20 protein-coding genes and 1 tRNA gene are annotated in these 20,237 nt (G+C 67.3%); 11 read left to right on the top strand and 10 right to left on the bottom strand.

The annotated features are described in order from the left end of the window. Window positions 1-71: 71 nt before the first annotated feature. Together fliP and WC597_RS07250 are read right to left on the bottom strand one after the other, a co-directional pair. On the bottom strand, window positions 72-1,055 hold the full coding sequence (gene fliP / locus WC597_RS07255) for a flagellar type III secretion system pore protein FliP (protein WP_372692661.1): 984 nt from the start codon (window positions 1,053-1,055) through the stop codon (window positions 72-74). Further along, a complete protein-coding gene (locus tag WC597_RS07250; RefSeq protein WP_372692660.1) occupies window positions 1,052-1,327 on the bottom strand; it encodes a FliO/MopB family protein in 276 nt (91 codons plus the stop codon). Before WC597_RS07250 ends, fliP begins: the two co-directional genes overlap by 4 nt. Window positions 1,328-1,471: 144 nt before the next feature. On the opposite strand from WC597_RS07250, the gene flgB reads away from it, so the two are divergent. Genes flgB through fliE form a run of 3 tightly spaced genes read left to right on the top strand, consistent with a single transcriptional unit; the run spans window position 1,472 to window position 2,625 of the window. Beyond that, window positions 1,472-1,876 carry a flagellar basal body rod protein FlgB gene (flgB, locus tag WC597_RS07245; RefSeq protein WP_372692659.1) on the top strand — a complete coding sequence of 135 codons (405 nt, stop codon included), beginning with the start codon at window positions 1,472-1,474 and terminating at the stop codon, window positions 1,874-1,876. Between the two features lie 13 nt (window positions 1,877-1,889). Next, window positions 1,890-2,312, top strand: a complete 423-nt coding sequence (flgC, locus tag WC597_RS07240; RefSeq protein WP_372692658.1) for a flagellar basal body rod protein FlgC — start codon at window positions 1,890-1,892, stop codon at window positions 2,310-2,312. A gap of 10 nt (window positions 2,313-2,322) precedes the next feature. After that, the gene (gene fliE, locus WC597_RS07235) at window positions 2,323-2,625 is read left to right on the top strand and encodes a flagellar hook-basal body complex protein FliE (protein ID WP_159846359.1); all 303 of its coding nucleotides are present in this window, start codon (window positions 2,323-2,325) and stop codon (window positions 2,623-2,625) included. 182 nt (window positions 2,626-2,807) lie between these two features. Here fliE and WC597_RS07230 read toward each other — a convergent pair whose 3' ends face one another. The 3 genes from WC597_RS07230 to WC597_RS07220 form a co-directional block, all read right to left on the bottom strand. Further along, window positions 2,808-3,341: a polysaccharide biosynthesis/export family protein gene (locus tag WC597_RS07230; RefSeq protein WP_372692657.1), complete on the bottom strand. Its 534-nt coding sequence runs from the start codon at window positions 3,339-3,341 to the stop codon at window positions 2,808-2,810. 55 nt (window positions 3,342-3,396) lie between these two features. Further along, a complete protein-coding gene (locus WC597_RS07225) occupies window positions 3,397-4,728 on the bottom strand; it encodes an FAD/NAD(P)-binding protein (RefSeq protein WP_372692656.1) in 1,332 nt (443 codons plus the stop codon). Between the two features lie 98 nt (window positions 4,729-4,826). Beyond that, complete coding sequence (locus WC597_RS07220) at window positions 4,827-5,681, bottom strand: WecB/TagA/CpsF family glycosyltransferase (RefSeq protein WP_372692655.1); 855 nt, start codon at window positions 5,679-5,681, stop codon at window positions 4,827-4,829. Window positions 5,682-5,905: 224 nt separating this feature from the next. Here WC597_RS07220 and WC597_RS07215 point away from each other — a divergent pair. The 8 genes from WC597_RS07215 to ptsN all read left to right on the top strand — a co-directional run bounded on the left by WC597_RS07215 (window position 5,906) and on the right by ptsN (window position 11,821). Continuing rightward, window positions 5,906-5,992 (top strand) — tRNA-Leu (locus WC597_RS07215). Window positions 5,993-6,195: 203 nt separating this feature from the next. Further along, window positions 6,196-6,810: a ribonuclease D gene (locus WC597_RS07210; protein ID WP_372692654.1), complete on the top strand. Its 615-nt coding sequence runs from the start codon at window positions 6,196-6,198 to the stop codon at window positions 6,808-6,810. Between the two features lie 7 nt (window positions 6,811-6,817). Continuing rightward, the gene (lptC, locus tag WC597_RS07205) at window positions 6,818-7,477 is read left to right on the top strand and encodes an LPS export ABC transporter periplasmic protein LptC (protein WP_372692653.1); all 660 of its coding nucleotides are present in this window, start codon (window positions 6,818-6,820) and stop codon (window positions 7,475-7,477) included. Further along, window positions 7,474-7,986 carry an LptA/OstA family protein gene (locus WC597_RS07200; RefSeq protein WP_372692652.1) on the top strand — a complete coding sequence of 171 codons (513 nt, stop codon included), beginning with the start codon at window positions 7,474-7,476 and terminating at the stop codon, window positions 7,984-7,986. Before lptC ends, WC597_RS07200 begins: the two co-directional genes overlap by 4 nt. Window positions 7,987-8,014: 28 nt before the next feature. Next, on the top strand, window positions 8,015-8,803 hold the full coding sequence (gene lptB, locus WC597_RS07195) for an LPS export ABC transporter ATP-binding protein (protein WP_372692651.1): 789 nt from the start codon (window positions 8,015-8,017) through the stop codon (window positions 8,801-8,803). A gap of 251 nt (window positions 8,804-9,054) precedes the next feature. Next, complete coding sequence (gene rpoN, locus WC597_RS07190) at window positions 9,055-10,554, top strand: RNA polymerase factor sigma-54 (protein ID WP_372692650.1); 1,500 nt, start codon at window positions 9,055-9,057, stop codon at window positions 10,552-10,554. A 62-nt stretch (window positions 10,555-10,616) separates the two neighbouring features. Continuing rightward, a complete protein-coding gene (hpf, locus tag WC597_RS07185) occupies window positions 10,617-11,279 on the top strand; it encodes a ribosome hibernation-promoting factor, HPF/YfiA family (RefSeq protein ID WP_372692649.1) in 663 nt (220 codons plus the stop codon). Window positions 11,280-11,356: 77 nt separating this feature from the next. Beyond that, entirely contained in the window at window positions 11,357-11,821 is a 465-nt protein-coding gene (gene ptsN, locus WC597_RS07180) for a PTS IIA-like nitrogen regulatory protein PtsN (protein ID WP_372692648.1), read from the top strand. Window positions 11,822-11,857: 36 nt separating this feature from the next. Here the strand turns inward: ptsN and WC597_RS07175 are convergent, their stop codons facing one another. From WC597_RS07175 to WC597_RS07155, 5 genes are all read right to left on the bottom strand, one after another. Then, entirely contained in the window at window positions 11,858-12,109 is a 252-nt protein-coding gene (locus WC597_RS07175) for a DUF1150 domain-containing protein (RefSeq protein ID WP_159846327.1), read from the bottom strand. 64 nt (window positions 12,110-12,173) lie between these two features. After that, window positions 12,174-12,596: an Hsp20 family protein gene (locus WC597_RS07170; protein ID WP_372692647.1), complete on the bottom strand. Its 423-nt coding sequence runs from the start codon at window positions 12,594-12,596 to the stop codon at window positions 12,174-12,176. Window positions 12,597-12,723: 127 nt separating this feature from the next. Beyond that, window positions 12,724-14,037, bottom strand: coding sequence for an ammonium transporter (locus WC597_RS07165; RefSeq protein WP_372692646.1), 1,314 nt, complete (start codon window positions 14,035-14,037; stop codon window positions 12,724-12,726). A 29-nt stretch (window positions 14,038-14,066) separates the two neighbouring features. Further along, on the bottom strand, window positions 14,067-18,632 hold the full coding sequence (gene gltB / locus WC597_RS07160) for a glutamate synthase large subunit (RefSeq protein WP_372692645.1): 4,566 nt from the start codon (window positions 18,630-18,632) through the stop codon (window positions 14,067-14,069). Then, a complete protein-coding gene (locus WC597_RS07155; RefSeq protein WP_372692742.1) occupies window positions 18,629-20,056 on the bottom strand; it encodes an NAD(P)-dependent oxidoreductase in 1,428 nt (475 codons plus the stop codon). Before WC597_RS07155 ends, gltB begins: the two co-directional genes overlap by 4 nt. Between the last annotated feature and the right edge of the window lie 181 nt (window positions 20,057-20,237).

Below are 20,237 nucleotides of genomic sequence, written 5' to 3'. Positions count from 1 at the left end.
CGGGGGATCAACACGGATTTTGATTAGCTTTGCAAGCGCCTATGACGCGGAAAGCCATATGGGGCGGGGGATTATCCGGTACCGGACGCCCGCTGGAAGCTCTCGACCAGGCTTCCGGCGACCAGTCGCCAGCCGTCCACCAGCACGAAGAAGATCAACTTGAACGGTAGGGAGACCACCACCGGAGGCAGCATCATCATGCCCATGGACATCAGCACGCTGGCCACCACCAGATCGATCACAAGGAACGGAACGAAAAGAAGAAATCCGATTTCGAACGCCTTCTTCAGCTCGCTGATCATGAAGGCCGGCGTGACCACGCGCAGCGGCAGTTCCTGAACGTTCTGGGGCGGCTCGATCTTGCTGAGGCGGGTGAACAGGGCGAGGTCGCCGCGGTCCACCTGGGCCAGCATGAAGGTTTTCACAGGTTCGGACGCCTGATCGAAGGCCTGGGGCAGTTCGATCTGCTGATCCAGCAGCGGACGGATGCCCGAATCATAGGCGTCCTGCCAGGTCGGGGCCATGACGATGGCGGAAAGGAAAAGCGACAGGGACACCAGGACGGCGTTCGGCGGCGACTGCTGAAGGCCGAGCGCCGTGCGCAGCAGCGACAGGACCACGATGATCCGCACGAAGCTGGTGGTCATTATGACGATGGACGGGGCCAGCGACAGCACGGTCATCAGCCCGACCAGCTGGACCACGCGCTGGGTCAGGCCGGCGCCGGTGCCCAGGTCGATGTTGAGCGCCGAACCGGACTGGGCCGCCTGCTGGGCCAGGGCCGCGACGGGCCAGGCAAGGCAGACCAGGGTGGTGAACAGCGACAGCAGGGCCGCGCGTTTCAGCTCGGCGCCGGTGGGGGTGTTGAAGATGCTCTCCCTCCCCCGACGGGGGAGAGTGGCCGAGCGGAGCGAGGTCGGGTGGGGGCGGCAGGGCGACGCCCCACCGACCTGTCCGGCATCTGGCAGTGCGGCCTTGCCAGGCCGCCCCCACCCCGTCGCTGCGCGACGACCCTCCCCGGAGCGGGGAGGGAGAGGGGTGTTGCGGCGGCTCATTTTTCTGACCCCTGCTGGCGCGGCTCGATCAACTCGCGGCCTTCGCCCAGCAGGATCAGCCGTTCCTCGTCATCGACGCGGACCAGGACCAGGCGGCGGGCGGGGTCCAGCACCAGGGTCTCGACGACCTGAAGCCGGCGGGCGCCGCGTTCGGCGCTGAGCTTGGCCATGAGCTGGGGCGCATAGCGGCGCGCGGCCCAGGCCACGATCCCGATCAGGCCGAGGGTGAAGGCCAGGCCGAAGACCGCCCGGACGAGATCGAGGAAATTCATGACGCTTTGAGGCCCCGCGCAGTCGGCGCTTAGGCGGCGAATGTTAACCACCACGGTTAACGAGGCGTTGAGATAAGGGGTTATTAACCATGGAGGCGGCATTTTCTGCCCATCGCACGCATCCGCGTCGCACGGGAGATCGCTATGGGCGTCGCCGACATTTCCCTGATCAGCCAGATCAAGGGCCGGCTGAACTGGCTGGACGAGCGCCAGCGGGTGATCGCCGAGAACGTGGCCAACGCCGACACGCCCGGCTTCGTCGGCCGCGACCTGAAGCAGCCGACCGACTTCGCCGCCGCCATGCGGTCGGGCGGGGGGCTGCAGATGGTTCGCACCAACGCCGCCCACATCGCGCCCGCGGGGTCGCCGGTGCGGTTCGATCCGACCAAGTCGCCCGATTCGGAAACCACGCTGGACGGCAACTCGGTCGTGGTCGAAGAGCAGATGCTGAAGATGGCCGAAAGCCGCTCGTCCTATGACGCCGCCATCGGCTTCTACCAGAAATCCATGTCCATGATCCGCATGGCCGCCAAGCGGCCCGGCGGCTGAGGAGGATTGATCAATGCCCGATCGCGTCGTTTCACCGAACGCCGGCGCCATGGCCGTCGCCGCCTCGGCCCTGAAGGCCCAGCAGTCGCGGATGCGCGTCATCGCCGAGAACATCGCCAACGCCCAGTCGACGGCTCGCACGCCCGGCGGCGAGCCCTATCGCCGCCAGATTCCGGTATTCCAGGCACGCGATATCGACGGCGCGACCGGCGTGGCCCTGGCCGAGGTGCGGCCCGACCAGGGCGACTTCAAAATGGACTACGACCCGTCGCATCCTGCGGCCAACGCCCAGGGCTACGTCATGCGGCCCAATGTCGACACCCTGGTCGAGGCCATGGACATGCGCGAGGCCCAGCGCGCCTACGAGGCCAATCTGAACGTCATCGAGACGGCGGGGGTGATGGAGAGCCGCACTCTCGACATCATCAAGCGCTGAGGACTAGGCCATGAACCCGATGATGGCCGCCAAGGCCTATGCCGCCGTCCAGGGCGGCGCCATGCCGACAGCCGCGCAGGCGCCCGGCGCCGGAGACGGCGGCTTCGCCGACCTGGTCAAGAACGCCATGACCGACATGACCCAGCAGTCGCGCGCGGCCGAGACCCAGATGACGAAGTCGGTCCAGGGCCAGGGCAATCTGATCGACGTGGTGACGGCCCTGAGCTCGGCCGAGGCGTCGTTGGAGACGGTGATCTCGGTCCGGGACCAGGTGATTTCCGCCTACAAGGAAATCATGGCGATGCCGATCTGAGGGCGGCTTCTTCCAGTCCGTCATCCTAGGCCTTGTGCCCAGGTCCATAGACTCAGACATGGACGTGGACAGACGAACGGCGCCGTCCGTGTTCCATAACCACCGACCGGGATTCTGGATCCTAGGCACAAGGCCTAGGATGACGGCTATGGGGCGGTAAGGGGCGGAACTACGCCTGAACTTCAGAAATACCGTTCCCCGATCCGCAGAGTGTCGCCGGGCGAGACGCGCGTGTCGGCCGTCAGCGGCTGGGGCTCTTCGGTCTGCGAGCCTGCGCGGCGCACGAAGATGCGGCGGGTGTTGGCGCGGTAGGTGAAGCCCTGGGCCGTGGCCACGGCGTTCAGCACAGTCAGGTCCGGGACATAGGGGTATTCGCCCGGCCGGTTGACCTCGCCCAGGATGTAGATGGGGCGGTAGGTCAGGACCTGGGCCGTGACGCGGGGCTGGTTCAGATAACCCTGGCGCAGGGCGTGGGCGACGGCGTCCTGAAGTTGGGCGACCGTCAGGCCGGCGGCCGGGATTTCACCGATTAGCGGCAGGGTGATCCGGCCGTTCGCCTCGATCACGAACTCGCCGCCCAGGGCGTCCTCGCCGAAGACGTCGATGCGCACCTTGTCGGCGGAGGCGAGGCGATAATCCGAGACCGTTTGGGGCGTGAAGCCGGACAAGGCGAACGCCAGGGCCAGGCCGATCATGCCGGTGCGCAGTCCTTGCATGTCGCCCTCCCCAATTGCGTTGGGTGTGGAGGGTAAACGCGTCGGTTGTTCGGGTCTAGGGCCGGTCCACGAGGATGCGTGCGGCCAGATCGCGGGCCTGGCCGCGCAGGTCGGGCACGGCCGTCATCTCCCAAAAGGCGCCGCGCGTCAGGGGGCCGATGGCGTGAAGGCCACGCGCCGGGGCGCCTGCGCCGTCCAGCAGACCGCCCTCGTCATCGACCTGCAAGCCCAAACCAAGAGGATCGGGGCGGCCGTAACCCTTGTCCAGGATGTCGCGGATCATCGGCTCGGTGCTCTTTGAGATCACGCCCAGCGGCCCGGTGCAGTTCACCACCAGGTCGAACCGCTCCTTGATGGCGCGCTTTTTTCCGCGCGGACGCCAGGAGACCTCGATCACGTCGGTAGTCTTCAGCTCGGTCAGCTTGCCCGCCAAAATGGTCAGCTCGCCGCCCGCCAGCATGGAGTGGATGTCGCGCGCCGGGCCGGGCGACAGCCGGTGGCGATGCACGTCCCACAGGGGGCGCAGGTGACGCAGGAAGCGGCTGCGCTCGACTTGGGACCAACTGCGCCAGATGTCGCGGGCCGAGTGGCGCAACGTATCGAAGACGGCGCGCCAGTCGGCCTGCGCCGTCGCGGCGCGGACCTGTTTCAGGATCTGGGCCGGGCTGCCGGCAAAGGTCCCGGCATAGGCGCCCGGCGGAACGGTGGCGTGGGCGCGGGGCAAGAGGCCGTGACGCGACAGGGCGGTCAGCCGTCGTCCCGGCCGGCGCAGCGTCAGGGCGGCATCCACCATCGTCAGGCCCGAACCGATCAGCAGGACGTTGCGCGCGTCGCCGGCCGACTGGGGGTCGAACCGCCAGGGGTTCTCGACATAGGCGGCAGAGTTCCGAACATCGGCCTCGACGCCGGGGGGCGAGGCGGGTTCCAGATTACCCAGGGCCAGCACCACCTGATCGGCCGTGACCTCGCCGTCGCTGGTAACGATATGCCAGCCGTCGTCCTGGCGATCGATGGAGCGGGCCTCGCCGCCGATGAGGTTCAGCCGGTCGGGTGCGTCGTCCAGCGCCTCGTCCAGCAGGAAGCGCAGATATTCGCCATAGACGCCGCGGGTGATGAAGCCGTCCTGAGCGCGCCACGACGGCTGTTCCGCCAGCCAGTCGGCGAGGTGGCCCGGCCGGTCGGGAAAGGCGCTCATATTGTCCAGCCGCACGTTCAGCAGGTGGTTGGGATTGCCGGTGTCATAGGCGGTGCCGGGACCGAAGACGCCGCGCCGTTCGATCAGGGTGACGCGCACGTCTGGCGAGGCCTTCAGCAGATTGACGGCGGTCAGCAGGCCGCTGAATCCAGCGCCGACGATGGCGACGTGCGGTCCATTCTGCTGTGCCACTCACGTCCCCGTTTCCGTTTCCGTCCGTGTCGATAACACACGACGAGCGGGGCGGATCATGGCGATAAATAACTATCTGGTCAGTAGGAATAACGTGATCAGGCGGACGGAGACCGGCGGCGTCGGGCGTCGCGGATGTCACGCAAAGCCAGGGGCAGCAGGGTCCAGGGCTCGACGCAGTAGCGAACGAACAGGCGTTTCGGATCGTGAACCAGACGATAGGCCCATTCGATTCCGGCCCGCCCCATCCAGCGCGGTGCGGCGCTCTGGACGCCCGCCTCATAGTCGAAGGCGGCGCCGACCGACAGGACGACGCAATCGGGCAGAGCGTCGAAATTGTCGTCGATCCACAGTTCCTGGCGCGGCATCCCCATGCCGACGAACAGGATGTGCGGCTGGAAGGCCGTGATCTGAGCGAGGACGGCCGCGTTCTCGGGCCCATCGCGATGGGCGTCGAAGAAGCCGTGATGGATGGCGATGTCGGCGCCGGGATAGCGGGCCTTCAGCCTGCGGGCCGCCTCGTCGCCGACGCCGGGCGCGCCGCCGATGGACATGACGCGCCAGCCCTCGCGGTTCGCCACGCTCCAGAAATGGTCGCGCCAGTCCAGATAGGTGCAGCGGTGAAAGCCCCGGCTGTGCAGGCCCAGGGCGCGCGAGAACCACAGCAGGGGGGTGGAATCGACCTCGACCAGGTCGGCGCGGTCATAGAAGGCCGCCAGCTCGGGGCGTTTCTGAATCAGATACAGGCTGTGCAGATTGTGATTGGCGATCAGGCTCTTTGCGCCCTGCAGCACCGCCTGCTGCACATGGTGCAGAACCTCTTCCGGCTTTACCAGATCGACCGGCTGGCCGAGCATGGACACGCGTTCGTGGGCGCGGCGACGCTGACGGAACGGCGCGCGCGGCTTGGCGCGGCGTTCGGGCGTGTGGGGGCTGAAGGAGGGGTCCGCCATGGCGCGCTTCTAGGCGGTCGGCTCTCAAGACGGGGTTAGAAAAGAGGCTTAGCGCACGTTAAGTCCCAGCCGAACGCGGGTCCGAAAGGCCGTGCGGCAAGGCTTGAAGCGCCGCTTGCGGAATAAAACGACATGGCGAGAAAAATCCTTGTTGACCCCGCCCGGAGCCTCCCTTAGAGGTCCGCGCCTTCCCGATGGAAACGCCGCAAGGCGCTGCCGACGGGGCCCAGATGGCGGAATTGGTAGACGCGCTGGCTTCAGGTGCCAGTGGCTTAACGGCCGTGGAGGTTCGAGTCCTCTTCTGGGCACCATATTATTGAAAGCGTCGCGCCGAACGGTGCGGCGCTTTCTTTGTTTTGGCCTACCGCGTCGCGCGCGGCGGCATTTTTTGTGGCCTATCGTCTCGCGCGCGGCGCTCGACTGCTTGAGGCCGTTCTGTGAAGGCGTGAAGCGTGTTGCGCTGTAAGGCTGTAGCCCGTTTCGCGCGGCGCGTTCGCCGTGTAAGAGCCAGAGCATGACCGTTTACCTGCACGAGGGCGACCTGCCAGACGACCTGGACCTGGGGTCCGAGGTCGCCATCGATTCCGAGACCATGGGCCTGCGCTTTCGCCGCGATCCGCTGTGCGTGGTGCAACTGTCGTCCGGCGACGGCGACGCCCATGTCGTGCGGCTGAACCGGCCCGCCTACGACTGTCCGAACCTGAAGCGGGTGCTGACCGATCCGGCGGTGACCAAGATCTTCCACTTCGGCCGGTTCGATATCGGCATGTTCCTGCTGCACCTGGGGGTCGAGACGCGGCCTGTCTATTGCACCAAGATCGCCTCCAAGCTGGCGCGGACCTATACCGACCGGCACGGCCTGAAGGACGTGGTGCGCGAGACGGTGGGCGTGGACCTGTCCAAGGCCCAGCAGTCGTCGGACTGGGGCGCCGAGACCTTGACCCAGGCGCAGCTGGATTACGCCGCGTCGGACGTTCTCTATCTTCACGCGGCCAAGGCCAAGCTGGACCTGATGCTGGCGCGCGAGGGGCGCGCCGAACTGGCCGCCAGATGTTTCGACTTCCTGCCGACGCGGTCGGCGCTCGATCTCGCCGGCTGGGACGAGATCGACATCTTCGCCCATAGCTGAGGCGCGCTTGACCGAACCCGGCGAACAGTCCCGCATCGAGGCCGACGAGGCCAGGGTCGCCCTGGCCGGCGCCCGCTGGCGTGCGCGCTCGCGGCGGGTCAAGCTGCTGCGTCGGGTGCTGCCGATCGTCATTCTGGTGCTGGCGGGCGGCGCCCTGACCTGGACCGTGTTCCGCACCGTCATGTCGGGGGTGGAGCGCAAGGCCAGCCAGAGCCAGGAGGTCCGTCTGGACAGCCCCCTGTTCCACGGCCAGGACGCGCAGGGCCGCGCCTTCACCGTCGGCGCCCAGGGGGCGGTGCGCGATCCGGCGACTGGCCATTTCCGTCTGATCGGCCCGGCGCTGAAGCTGAACCTGGGCGGACGCAAGGTCACCGAACTGACCGCCGACGGCGGTACGTACAATGAGCAGGCCAAGACGGTGACCATCGGCCCGAACGTGCGAATTTCGGACGGCGGCACGGGCTTCGTTCTGACCACGCCCGAGGCGGTGGTCGACACCTCGACCGGAAACGTCACCGGTTCAAAGGGCGTTCAGGGTTCAGGCCCTATTGGAACCATCAACGCATCGTCCTATGCGATCTATGATCAGGGACAGCGGGTGGTTTTCAACGGCTCTGGCGATACCAAGATAAGCGGGACCATAACCCCCGCAGGATCAAGCGAATGACGGCGATGACATCGAAATTCCTGGGCGTGAAATCTCTCGGCGTGTTGGCGGCGTTGATCGTCGTGTCGCTGCCCGCTGTGGGCGATGCTCAAACCAATCGCGGGAGTTCGAACCAGCCCATCGCTTTCGGCGCCGATTCTGGCGAACAGAGTGCCGATCGCATCAGCCTTCGTGGGCGGGCAGAGGTCGCGCAAGGTCAGAACCGATTGCGGGCGGATGCTATCACCCTGTATCGTAACGCTGCCGGTGATCCCGAACGGGTCGAGGCCACGGGGACGGTCTATTTCGTCACTCCCAACCAATCCATGCGCGGCGACCGCGCCGTCTATACGCTCGGCAACGGTGAACTCGTGGTTAGCGGCAATGTGGTGCTGACGCAGGGTCAAAACGTCCTGACCGGCGGTCGGTTGAACTACAACGTCAATACGGACGCGGCGACCATGGCGGGAGCGCCCCGCGGCGCGGCCGGAAGCCGTGTGCAAGGCGTCTTCTACCCCAACGCAAACTGAGGCCGTCGGCCTTTACGGACCTGAGCATTTGGCGCGCAAGGAACTGTCAGCCCTGAACCTGGACGACCGGCCCCAACTGGCGCCCGTCGTTTCGCCTGCGGAAAAGGGTCTGCGGGTGCTGAACCTCGCCCGGTCCTTCGGGCCGCGTCAGGTGGTGCGCGACGTGTCCCTGACGGTGCAGCGGGGCGAGGTCGCGGGCCTGCTAGGCCCCAACGGCGCCGGCAAGACCACCTGCTTCTACATGATCACCGGCCTGATCCCGCCGGACTCGGGCACGATCTGGCTGGACGGCGAGGACATCACCGGCCAGCCGATGTACCAGCGCAGCCGCATGGGGCTGGGCTATCTGGCGCAGGAAGCCTCGATCTTCCGTGGCATGACCGTCGAGCAGAACGTCAAGGCGGTGGTCGAGCTGAACTATCCGCGCGACCAGATCCGCGCCGAGACCGACCGCCTGCTGAACGAACTGCACATCGACCACCTGCGGCACGCCCCCGCCACCGGCCTGTCGGGCGGCGAGCGGCGTCGGGTCGAGATCGCGCGCGCGCTGGCGGGCCGGCCGTCCTTCATGCTGCTGGACGAACCGTTCGCCGGCATCGACCCCCTGGCCATCGCCGACATCCGCACCGTGATCCGCTACCTGGCCAGCCAGGGCATCGGCGTGCTGATCACCGACCACAATGTGCGCGAGACCCTGGACATCACCGACCGCGTCTCGATCATTTCGAACGGCGCCGTGCTGTTCGAAGGCACGTCGGACGAGGCGGTCCACGACGCCGAAGTGCGCAGGGTGTATCTGGGCGAAAACTACGTTTGATCTACGTCGTCTCCTCCCTGCTAAGAGGGGAGGCGGACCACGAAGTGGTGGAGGGGCTCTTGAAGTCCCACGGGCACCTGTGATGCGGTGAAGAACCCCTCCGTCACGGCGCGAAGAGCGCCGCGCCACCTCCCCATCACTACGCGACAGGGAGGAGACGATGTGACGTTCGTCTCACGTTAACCGGTTAGGCGACATTCTGCCCCAGCAAGTTCCGGGCCACTCGGCGGCCGGGCGGGAAGATTTCGAACGTGATCGGGCAAAGGTTAGAGGTCAGGCAGGGGCAGGGGCTGGTCATCACGCCCCAGCTGCAGCAGGCGATCAAGCTGCTGCAACTGTCGAATCTTGAGCTGGACGACTTCGTCGAGGCCGAGCTGGAACGCAATCCGCTGCTGCAACGCGAGGAACCTGAGGGCGACACGCCCGAGCCGGTCGAGCGCGTCGAGGCGGCGTCCGATGGAGAAATGTCGTTTGGCGACGGGGTCGGGCATGAATCCGTGGCCTCGATGGATGCAGGCTCGGACGATGTCTATGGCGACGCCGCGCCGGGCGAGCGCACCAGCGACCGGATGACCGACGAGGCCCAGCCGGGTCTGTCGGACTGGTCCAGCGCCGGCAAGGGCGGCCAGATGTTCGAGGGCGACGGCGAGCGCCCGGACACGCACGAACTGACATTGTGGGAACATCTTCAGGCCCAGGCCTCCTCGGCCGGGTTCAGCTTCGCTGACCACGGCATCGTCCTGACCCTGATCGATGCGACAGACGAGGGCGGCTATCTGCGCGGCGAGTTGACCGAATTCGCCGACCGGCTGGGCGTGCCGCTGGAACGGATCGAGGCCGTGCTGGCCGTTTGCCACGGGTTCGAGCCGACGGGGATCATGGCGCGGTCGGTGCCGGAATGTCTGAAGCTGCAGCTGATCGAGCGCAATCGCTTCGATCCGGCCATGGCGGCCTTGCTGGACAATCTGGACCTGTTGGCAAGGCGCGACCTGGCGGGGCTGAAGAAGGTCTGCGACGTCGACGGCGAGGACCTGACCGACATGATCGCCGAGCTGAAGGCGCTGACGCCGCGCCCGGGCGCGGGGTTCGGCGGCGAGCCGGCCCAGACGGTGGTGCCCGACGTTCATGTGCGGCCCGACCCGGCCGGGGGATGGCGGGTCGAGTTGAACGCCGACACCCTGCCGCGTCTGCTGGTGGACAAGCGCTATCACGGGCTGGTTCAGGCGGGCGCGCGGTCCGATACGGAAAAGACCTTCGTCGCCGACTGCGCCGCCCAGGCCAACTGGCTGGTCAAGTCGCTGGACCAGCGGGCCAAGACCATCCTGAAGGTGTCGTCCGAAATCGTGCGCCAGCAGGACGCCTTCCTGGCCTTCGGCGTCGAGTTCCTGAGACCGCTCAATTTGAAGACCGTCGCCGACGCCATCGGCATGCACGAATCGACCGTCAGTCGGGTCACCTCGAACAAATATATCGCCACCCCGCGCGGCGTGTTCGAGCTGAAATTCTTCTTCACCGCCGCCATCCAGTCGGTGGACGGCGCATCGACCCATTCGGCCGAGGCCGTCCGTCACCGGATCAAGATCATGATCGACGGCGAGGAGCTGGGGGGCGACGTTTTGTCCGATGACCGGATCGTCGAAATCCTGAAGGAAACCGGCATCGACATCGCCCGTCGAACCGTGGCCAAGTACCGGGAAGCCTTGAGGATTCCTTCCTCTGTCGAACGCCGCCGGATGATGAAGACCGCCTGAAGCGTAACCACAAAACGGTGATCCCGATTGACACCAAATCCGGTCGGGAGCGTTCTATCCATATGCAAGTCCAAGTGAGCGGCAAGCAAGTGGATGTCGGCGAAGCGTTAGGCTCGCGCATCTCCCAGGAACTCGAAGACGGGGTCGGAAAATACTTCGCCCGAGGCGGTGAAGACGCCGAGGTCGTGGTGTCCAAGGACGGCCACAACTTCAAGGTGGACTGTTGGGTTCGCCTCGCGTCGGGCCAGACCTTGGTGACGACCGGCATGGGCGGCGACGCTCATTCCGCCTTCACCGAGGCGCTGGATCGGCTCGAAAAGCGGGTCCGTCGCTACAAGCGTCGGCTCAAGGATCACCACATCGGACCCAAGGGTCTGTCGCCTGAGAAGACCGAGAACGCCGCCCGCGAAGTCGCACGCAGCATCGTGCTGCGTGATCCCGATAGCGTGGAGGACGATGTCTTCGGCGACACCGGCGATAACGACGGCCCGCCGCCTGTGGGCATGGTTATCGCCGAAACCGAGCACGAAATCCGCACCATCACGGTCGGACGCGCGGTGCTGGAGCTGGATATGACGGGTTATCCCGTCGTGCTGTTCCGCAATGCCGCGCATGGCGGCCTGGCGGTCGTCTATCGTCGCCCGGACGGTAATGTGGGGTGGATCGACCCTGAAATCGCCAGCGCCGCCAACGGCAAGGCCAAGACCAACGGCTCAGTGAACTAACGGCCAAGTTTGACTTCGGCGCGGGAGCCTCTAAACGGGCGCCCGCGCCGTGTCTCTGCGTGTATCGAGGTTGTCTGATGGACATCGGTGATCTGCTCGCGCCCAAGGGCGTGGTGCTGCGCGGTGGCGCGTCGTCCAAGCGACAGGCGTTGCATGCGCTGGCCGAGGCGACGTCTCACGCCCTGGGCATCAACGAATCCCGGATTTTCGACGCTCTGATGGAGCGCGAGGCGCTGGGATCGACCGGACTGGGATCCGGCGTGGCCGTGCCGCATGCCCGTCTGGACGAGGTGAGCCAGGTGACGGCGGTCTTCGTGCGGCTGGATACGCCCGTGGCCTATGACGCCGTGGACGATCGTCCGGTGGACCTGATCTTTGGGCTGTACGCCCCGTCCAAGGCGGGCGCGGAGCATCTGCGGGCGCTGGCGGCGGTGTCGCGCGCCATGCGGTCGCCCGAACTGCGCGAACAGCTGCGTCAGGCGCGCACGACAGATGCGATCCGGGCGCTGTTCGTCAAGGATACGGCTGCCACGGCAGCCTGAAACAGGCGGCGTGTTCGGCGCCGCCCGTCATTGAAATCAGTGAACCGAAACCGGCTCCAGCTCGTGCGCCACGGCGGCGGCGAAGGCAGTGTCGCGGTCGATCATGACGGCCAGACGCTCGCCGTCGGCGCTGTGGACGGCATAGAGGGACTGGCCGGGGTTCAGGTCCACGTCCTTGATCTCGACAGCCTCTTCAAGCAGGTCCGAGGCCTTGATCTCCCGCACATAGACGAGGTCGGGGGCGCCCAGTCCTGCAAAATCTTCCTTGGTCATCGTCATCGGCGTCATTAGGACCGCCTCCTTCATATTTTACAACGCCCATATCGACGGGCGGTTCTGACAGTCGCGCTTTTCAGCCGGCCGTGATCGGAATGCGCCGCACCTGGCGTTCGGCTTCGGGGCGGATCAGGTCGACGTGCAGCAGGCCGTGCTCCAGCCGGGCGCCTTCGACCTCCAGGCCGTCGGCCAACACGAAGTTGCGCACGAAGCCGCGCGCCGCGATGCCCCGGTGCAGGAAAGCCTGTTCTCCCTTGCCCGCGTCTTCGCGCTTGCCGGCGATGGTCAGTTGGCGACCGTCCAGGGTGATGGCCAGTTCGTCGGGCGCGAAGCCGGCGACGGCCAGGCTGATGCGGACGCCCGCCTCGCCGATCTGTTCGACATTATAGGGCGGATAGCTTTCAGCCGCAGCCTTGGCGGCGCGGTCGATAAGGGCGCGGGTGTGGTCGAAGCCCAGCAGGAAGGGACTGTCGAACAGGATGGTGCGCGTCGTCGTCATCTGGGGTCCTTGCATAAAGCGACCGAGCGGCCGGTCTCCCGCAATCGGCAAGACCTTCCGTCACAGATGAAGATGGGGGCGGATGGGGGCGGGATCAACCGCCCCCGTCCGGCGCCCTGTGGGCCGGTTAGTGGATGGCCTCGCCGTGCTGGGTATAGTCCAGCCCCTCGACCTCTTCGTCTCTGGTCACGCGCAGGCCTGTGGTGAACTTGCAGATCATCAGGACGACGAAGGTGCCCGCCGCGCTCCAGACGATGACGCCGCCCAGGCCGATGGCCTGTTTCCACACCGTGGCCCCGTCCGACAGGGCGTTGACGGTCGTGGTGGCGAAGACGCCGGTCAGCAGGGCGCCGACGATGCCGCCGACCCCGTGAACGCCGAACGCATCCAGGCTGTCGTCGTATTTCAGCGCGTGCTTCAGCCAGACCGCGCCCGCATAGCAGGCCGGGCCGGCGATCAGGCCGATGAAGAAGGCGCCCTTGGGATCGACGAAACCGGCCGCGGGGGTGATGGCGACCAGACCTCCGACGATACCGGACAGCAGGCCCAGCAGGGTCGGACGCTTGCGGTCGAACCATTCGATGGTCATCCAGCCCAGGGCCGCAGCGCCGGCGGCCAGGATGGTGTTGAAGGCGGCGGTGGCGGCCAGAGCGTCGGCTGCGCCTGCCGAACCGGCGTTGAAGCCCAGCCAGCCGACCAGCAGCAGGCCGGTGCCGATGGCGCTATAGACCAGGTTGGCGGGGGCCATGTTGTCGCGCCCGAAGCCGTGACGCGGCCCCAGCACCAGGGCGCAGACCAGGCCGGCGACGCCCGCATTGACGTGGACCACCGCCCCGCCCGCGAAGTCGAGCACGCCCAGCCCGCCCAGATAGCCGCCGCCCCAGACCTGATGACAGATCGGCGCATAGACGATCAGATGCCACAGGGCGAAGAACAGCAGGCTGGCCGAGAACTTCATCCGCTCGGCGAAGGCGCCGGCGATCAGGGCGGGGGTGATGATGGCGAAGGTCATCTGGAAGCTGACGAACAGCAGTTCGGGCAGGCCGGGCAGCAGGCTGTGGGCCGTCTGGGCCGTCACCCCGTTCAGTAAGGCCGCCTGGACCCCGCCGATGAAGCCGTTGATCGCGTCCGGCCCCTTGCCGAACGACAGGCTGTAGCCGACCAGGAACCAAAGCACCGAGACGATGGCGAAGGCGGCGGCCGACTGGGCGATGACGCTGATGATGTTCTTCTTGCGCACCATGCCGCCGTAGAACAGCGCCAGGCCCGGTAGGGTCATCAGCAGCACCAGCGCCGTCGAGGTCAGGATCCAGGCCGTCGCAGCCGTGTCGATGACCAGCGGCGCCTGGTGCGCCAGCAGGGCGGGCGACGCCAGGACGGGCGACGCCAGCGACGCCGCCCCCGCGACGAGTGTGGCGGCGAGGGCGGCGTGTCGGGTCATGGCGTCTTTCTGGAGCGGACGGGTGGCGATCAGGCGGAGGTCTTGAGGCGTTCCGTGCGGGCGACGATGTCGGTCAGGGGCACGATGCGGACGAAGCGGTTCAGGCTGTTGTCCCAATCCGCCAGTAGACGCCGCGCCAGGGGCGATGCCGTTGCCGCCAGATGCGCCTCTATCAGCTCACGCAGCCGTTCGGCCGCCGCCGCGTCGATGTCGGACACGCCCGCCAAGTCGCCGTTCAGCGCCCGTTCTGCAAAGCCAGGCTGGTCCAGCACGAACAGCTCGCCGCCGCTCATGCCCGCCGCCAGGTTCCAGCCGACCGAGCCCAGCACGACCACACGACCGCCGGTCATATATTCGCAGCCGTGCGCGCCGAGGCCCTCGACCACAGCCTCGGCGCCCGAGTTGCGCACCGCAAACCGCTCGCCCGCCGCGCCGGCCACGAACAGCCGGCCGGAGGTTGCGCCATACAGGGTGGTGTTGCCGCAGATCAGCTGATCCTCGCGCCATTCGGGCGTGCGGACCGAGATCTCGGCGCCCGACAGGCCCTTGCCGACATAGTCGTTGGCCTCGCCCGTCAGGTGCAGTTCCAGACCCTTGGCGGCGAAGGCGCCGAAGCTCTGACCCGCGATGCCTTCCAGACGCAGCTTCAGGCGACCGGCCGGACCTTGCGGGCCGAAGCGCCGCACGATGGCGGACGAGATGGCGGCGCCGACCGTGCGCTGGGTGTTGTTCAGCGGATAGGACAGCTCCAGCGTCTGGCCGCGATCCAGGAAGCGGACCGCGTCCTGCAGCACCCGGGCATCCAGGCTGTCGGCGATGGGCTTGCGGGTCGTCTTGTCGGCCCATTTGCCGGCCGCGCCCTCGTCCACCTGAACCAGCAGAGGGTTCAGGTCGAGGTCGTCCAGGTGCGAGCCGCCGCGACGGACCTGACGCAGCAGGTCGGTGCGGCCGATGATCTCGTCCATCGTGCGCGCGCCGATGGAGGCCAGGATCTCGCGGGTCTCCTCGGCGATGAAGGTGAACAGATTGACCACCTTGTCGGGGGTGCCGGTAAACTTCTCGCGCAGGCGCTCGTCCTGTGAGCAGACGCCGACGGGACAGGTGTTCGAATGGCACTGGCGCACCATCAGACAGCCCATGGCGATCAGGGCAGCGGTGCCGACGCCGTATTCTTCCGCCCCCAGCATGGCGGCGATGACCACGTCGCGGCCGGTGCGGACCCCGCCGTCGGTGCGCAGGGTGACCGAGCCGCGCAGGTTGTTCAGCGTCAGCACCTGGTGGGCTTCGGCCAGGCCGATCTCCCATGGCAGGCCGGCGTGTTTGATCGAGGTCTGGGGCGAGGCGCCGGTGCCGCCGTTGTGGCCGGCGATCAGGATGGCGTCGGCGTTGGCCTTGGCTACCCCGGACGCGATGGCGCCGATGCCCGAGGCGGACACCAGTTTCACCGTCACCCGCGCATCGGGGTTGATGGCCTTCAGGTCGTAGATGAGCTGGGCCAGGTCCTCGATCGAATAGATGTCGTGGTGCGGGGGCGGCGAGATCAGGGTGGTGCCGGGCACGGCGTGGCGCATCCGGGCGATGAACTCGGTCACCTTGAAGCCGGGCAGTTGCCCGCCCTCGCCGGGCTTGGCGCCCTGGGCCACCTTGATCTCGATCTCGCGACACTGGTTCAGATATTCGGCGGTGACGCCGAACCGGCCCGAGGCGACTTGCTTTACCGCCGAGTTGGCGTCGTCGCCGTTGGGGCGCGGGTGATAGCGCTCGGGATCCTCGCCGCCTTCGCCGGACACCGAGCGGGCGCCGATGCGGTTCATGGCGATGTTCAGCGTCTCGTGCGCCTCGGGGCCGAGCGCGCCCAGCGACATGGCCTGGGTCAGGAAGCGGCGGCGGATGTCCGACACGCTCTCGACCTGATCCAGCGGAATGGCGACGCCTTCGCGGAAGTCCAGCAGGTCGCGCAGGGACAGGTCGGCCTGGGCGCGGACGACCTCGGAGAACTGCTTGAAGCGGCGGTAGTCGCCGCGGTTGCAGGCATCCTGCAACAGGTGGATGGTCTTCGCCTCATGGGCGTGGGCCTCGCCGCCCGAGCGGATCTTGAAGAAGCCGCCGATGGCGGGGGAGGGCAGGGCCTCGCCCCAGGCGACCTTGTGCCGCTTCATCGCCGCCTGCTCCAGACCGGCCAAACCGATGCCGGAGATGCGCGACGGGGCGCCGGGGAAGAACTCGGCCGTCAGGGCGCGCGACAGGCCCAGCACCTCGAACTCGCAGCCGCCGCGATAGGCGGAGATGACGCTGATCCCCTTGCGGGCCAGGGTCTTCAACAGGCCCGCCTCGATGCCGGCCTTGTAGTTCAGACAGGCGTCGCGCAGCGTCAGGCCGGGATACAGGCCCCGGTCCAGACGCTCCTGGAACAGGTCCTGGGCCAGCCAGGCGTTGACGGTGGTGGCGCCGACCCCGACCAGGACGGCGAAACCGTGCGGGTCCAGCGTCTCGGCGGTGCGCACCACGATGGAGCAGTAGGAACGCAGGCCCGCCTTGGTCAGGCGGCCGTGGACCCCGGCTGTGGCCAGGATCATCGGCGCGGCCAGACGATCGACGGCCCCCGCCTGATCCGTCAGTACGATCAGGGCCGCGCCGTCGCGGGCGGCGGCCTCGGCCTCGTCCATGATCCGGTCCAGGGCCGCGCGCAGGCCGGCGCCCGCCTTGTAGGTTTTTTGGGCGTCTTCGCCCGGCACGTCATAGCTGCAGTCGATGACCACGGTCGAACCTGCGCCGATCGTCTCGACCATCCGCTCGTACATGCCGTTGGTCAGGACGGGGCTGTCCAGAACGAAGACATCCGTCTGGGCCGCTTCCTCGGCCAGGATGTTGCCCAGGTTCTTGAACCGGGTCTTCAGGCTCATGGCGCCCGCTTCACGCAGCGGGTCGATGGGCGGGTTGGTGACCTGGCTGAAGTTCTGGCGGAAGTAATGCGACAAGGGACGCGGCAGGGCCGACAGGACCGCCGGCGGCGCGTCGTCGCCCATGGAGCCGACCGCCTCCTTGCCGTCGCGCACCAGGGCGTCCAGCAGCAGGTCCAGGTCCTCGCGGCTGTATCCGGCGGCGATCTGACGGCGGGTCAGGGCCTCGCCCGAGGCCGAGCGCGGTTCGGGTCCGGGGCCGATGATCGGCTCCAGATCGACCATATTGTCCAGCCACTCGGTATAGGGGTGGGCGGCGGACAGGGCGTCGATGGCCTCATGCTCGTCGTACAGACGGCCGTGCTTCATATCGACGGCGATCAGCTTGCCGGGGCCGATGTGCAGGCGGCGCTTCACCCGGCTCTCGGGGATCGGCACCAGGCCGGCTTCCGACCCGGCCATCAGCAGACCATCGACGGTCTCTACGGCGCGCAAGGGACGCAGGCCGTTGCGGTCCTTGCCCGCCACGATCCAGCGACCGTCGGCGGCGCAGATGGCGGCCGGGCCGTCCCACGGCTCCATCACCGCGTTGCAATAGGCGTAGAAGGCGCGGTGCGCCTCGGGCATGACCACGTCGTCCTTGGACCAGGCCTCGGGGATCAGCAGGGCCTTGGCCATCGGCGCGGGGCGACCGGCATGGACCAGCACCTCCATGACATTGTCGAGGGCGGCGCTGTCGGACCCGCCCGGCTGGACCACCGGCTTCACTTCGCGGTCGCGGTCGCCGAAGGCCTGGGCGGCCATGCGGATCTCGTGCGACTTCATCCAGTTCAGATTGCCCTTCAGCGTGTTGATCTCGCCGTTGTGGGCCATCATGCGGAAGGGCTGGGCCAGCTTCCATTCGGGGAAGGTGTTGGTCGAATAGCGCTGGTGGAAGACGGCGTAGGCCGAGACGAAGCGCGGGTCCTCCAGGTCGGGATACAGGTCGCCCAGCAGCTCGGCCCGCACCATCCCCTTGTAGGCGATGGAGCGCGCGGACAGGGTGCAGATATAGACGGCGGCCAGGTTCTCGGTCTTGACCGTCTTTTCGATGCGGCGGCGGCACAGGTACAGCTCGCGCTCCAGCGCCTCGCCGTCCAGCGGCTGTCCTGCGTCGTCCAGCGGCGGGGCCAGCATGATCTGTTCGATCTCGGGCCGGGTCGCGCCGGCCTTGGTGCCCACGACCGACAGGTCGATGGGCGTCTGGCGCCAGCCATAGATCCAGAAGCCGGCGCGCAGGGCCTCGGTCTCGACGATGGCGCGGGCGCGGTCCTGGGCGCCCAGGTCGGTGCGCGGCAGGAAGACCTGGCCGACGCAGATCGGGCCGGGACGCAAGCTTTGGCCGATCGAGGCCACCTGTTCGGCGAAGAAGCCCTGGGGCAGTTCGGCCATGATGCCGGCGCCGTCGCCCGACAGGCCGTCGGGATCGACCGCGCCGCGGTGGGCCACGGCCTTCAGGCTGCGGATCGCATATTCGACCACGTCGCGGCGGGGCGTGCCGTCGATGGAGCAGACCAGACCCACGCCGCAGGCGTCGCGCTCGGAGCTGCGGTCATAGGCGTTGCCGGCTTCCAGTCGGTCGCGGGTTTCTTCGTACTTGGTCAGCCAGTCACCCTCTTGGGGCGCTATCGGCCCTTGGCCTGCATGAGCGCTCATGCTGCGACCTCCTCGGTGCGGGTCTTGAAGTAGCGGTCGATCTCGGCGGCGGCGTCCTGGCCTTCGCGGACGGCCCAGACGACCAGGGAGGCGCCGCGCACCGCGTCGCCGGCGGCGAAGACGCCGGGCAGGCTGGTGGCGAAGCTGATGGAGCCGACCTTGATGGTGCCGTCGTCGCGCAGGCGCAGATCGGGCTCGTGCGCCGCGAACGGCTCGGGCGAGAAGCCCAGGGCCTCGATGACGATGTCGGCGGGAATGTCGAAGTCGGCGCCGGGCACCGGGACGATGTCGCGACGCTGGCCGGGGGCGGCCTCGGTCAGTTGCATGCGCGCGGCGCGGACGCCAGTGACCTTGTCGCCTTGCGACAGCAGGGCCTTGGGCGCGCCCAGCCATTCGAAGACGACGCCTTCCTCCTCGGCGTTGACGACCTCGCGGGCCGAGCCGGGCATGTTCTCCCTGTCGCGACGATACAGGCAGGTGACGGAAGCCGCGCCCTGGCGCACGGCGGTGCGGACGCAATCCATGGCGGTGTCGCCGCCGCCGATCACGACCACTCGCTTGCCGCGCGCTTCGTGCCAGCCGTCCTGTTCGGCGTCGCCCAGGTCGCGCCGGTTCTGATGCGTCAGATAGGACAGCGCCTCGACGGTCGAGTCCGCGCCGCGACCGGGCGCCGACAGGATGCGCGGCTGATAGACGCCCATGGCCAGCAGGACCACGTTATGACGGTCGCGCAGTTCGGTCAGGGTCACGTCCTTGCCGACCTCGCAGCCCAGCACGAACTGGACGCCGCCGTCGATCAGCCGGTCCACGCGGCGCTGGACGACGTGCTTCTCCAGCTTGAAGCCGGGAATGCCGTAGATCAGCAGGCCGCCGGCGCGGTCGTGTCGGTCATAGACGGTGACCTGATAGCCCTCGGTGCGCAGACGGTCGGCGGCGGCCAGACCGGCCGGGCCGGCGCCGATGATCCCCACGGTTTCGCCACGCTCGGCCGCCGGGCGGATCGGTTCGACCCAGCCGTTGGCGAAGGCCTGATCGCCCAGCCAGGCCTCGACCGAGCCGATGGTGACGGCGTCCCAGCCGGACTGGTTTAATGTGCACGAGCCTTCGCACAGCCGGTCCTGCGGACAGATGCGACCGCAGATTTCGGGCATGGTCGAGGTCAGGGCGGCGACGCGCCAGGCCTCGCGCGGCTCGTTTTCCGCTGACAGGCGCAGCCAGTCGGGGATGTTGTTCTGAAGCGGGCAGGCGTTCTGGCAGAACGGCACGCCGCAGTCGGTGCAGCGCGACGCCTGTTTCTCGGCCGTCTCGGTGGACGGCGGAATCGTGATCTCGCCGAAACCGCGCGCGCGCAGTTCGGCCGAGGCCTTCGAGAGGCGGCGTGGTTCGACAACGAAAGTCCCGCCTTGCTTCAGGGTCTTATGCATACCGCGCATATGCCGCAAACGCTCGGTTCAAGGCAAATATTATTGCCGCGAGCGGTTCTCAGCCGTTGAAAAAGAAAAAATCGTCCAATTGCGGATGTTTCGTCGTCAAAAGTTGCTCTGTGGAGGCGTGTGCGGCGCAACGGCCTTTTGTTCCGGGGTGCGACAATTAGGAACCCACGCG

It is taken from the genome of Brevundimonas sp., assembly GCF_041648115.1.
Classification (GTDB): domain Bacteria; phylum Pseudomonadota; class Alphaproteobacteria; order Caulobacterales; family Caulobacteraceae; genus Brevundimonas.
Note: the sequence above shows the minus strand (reverse complement) of the source record. Positions and strands in the feature narration are given on the sequence as shown.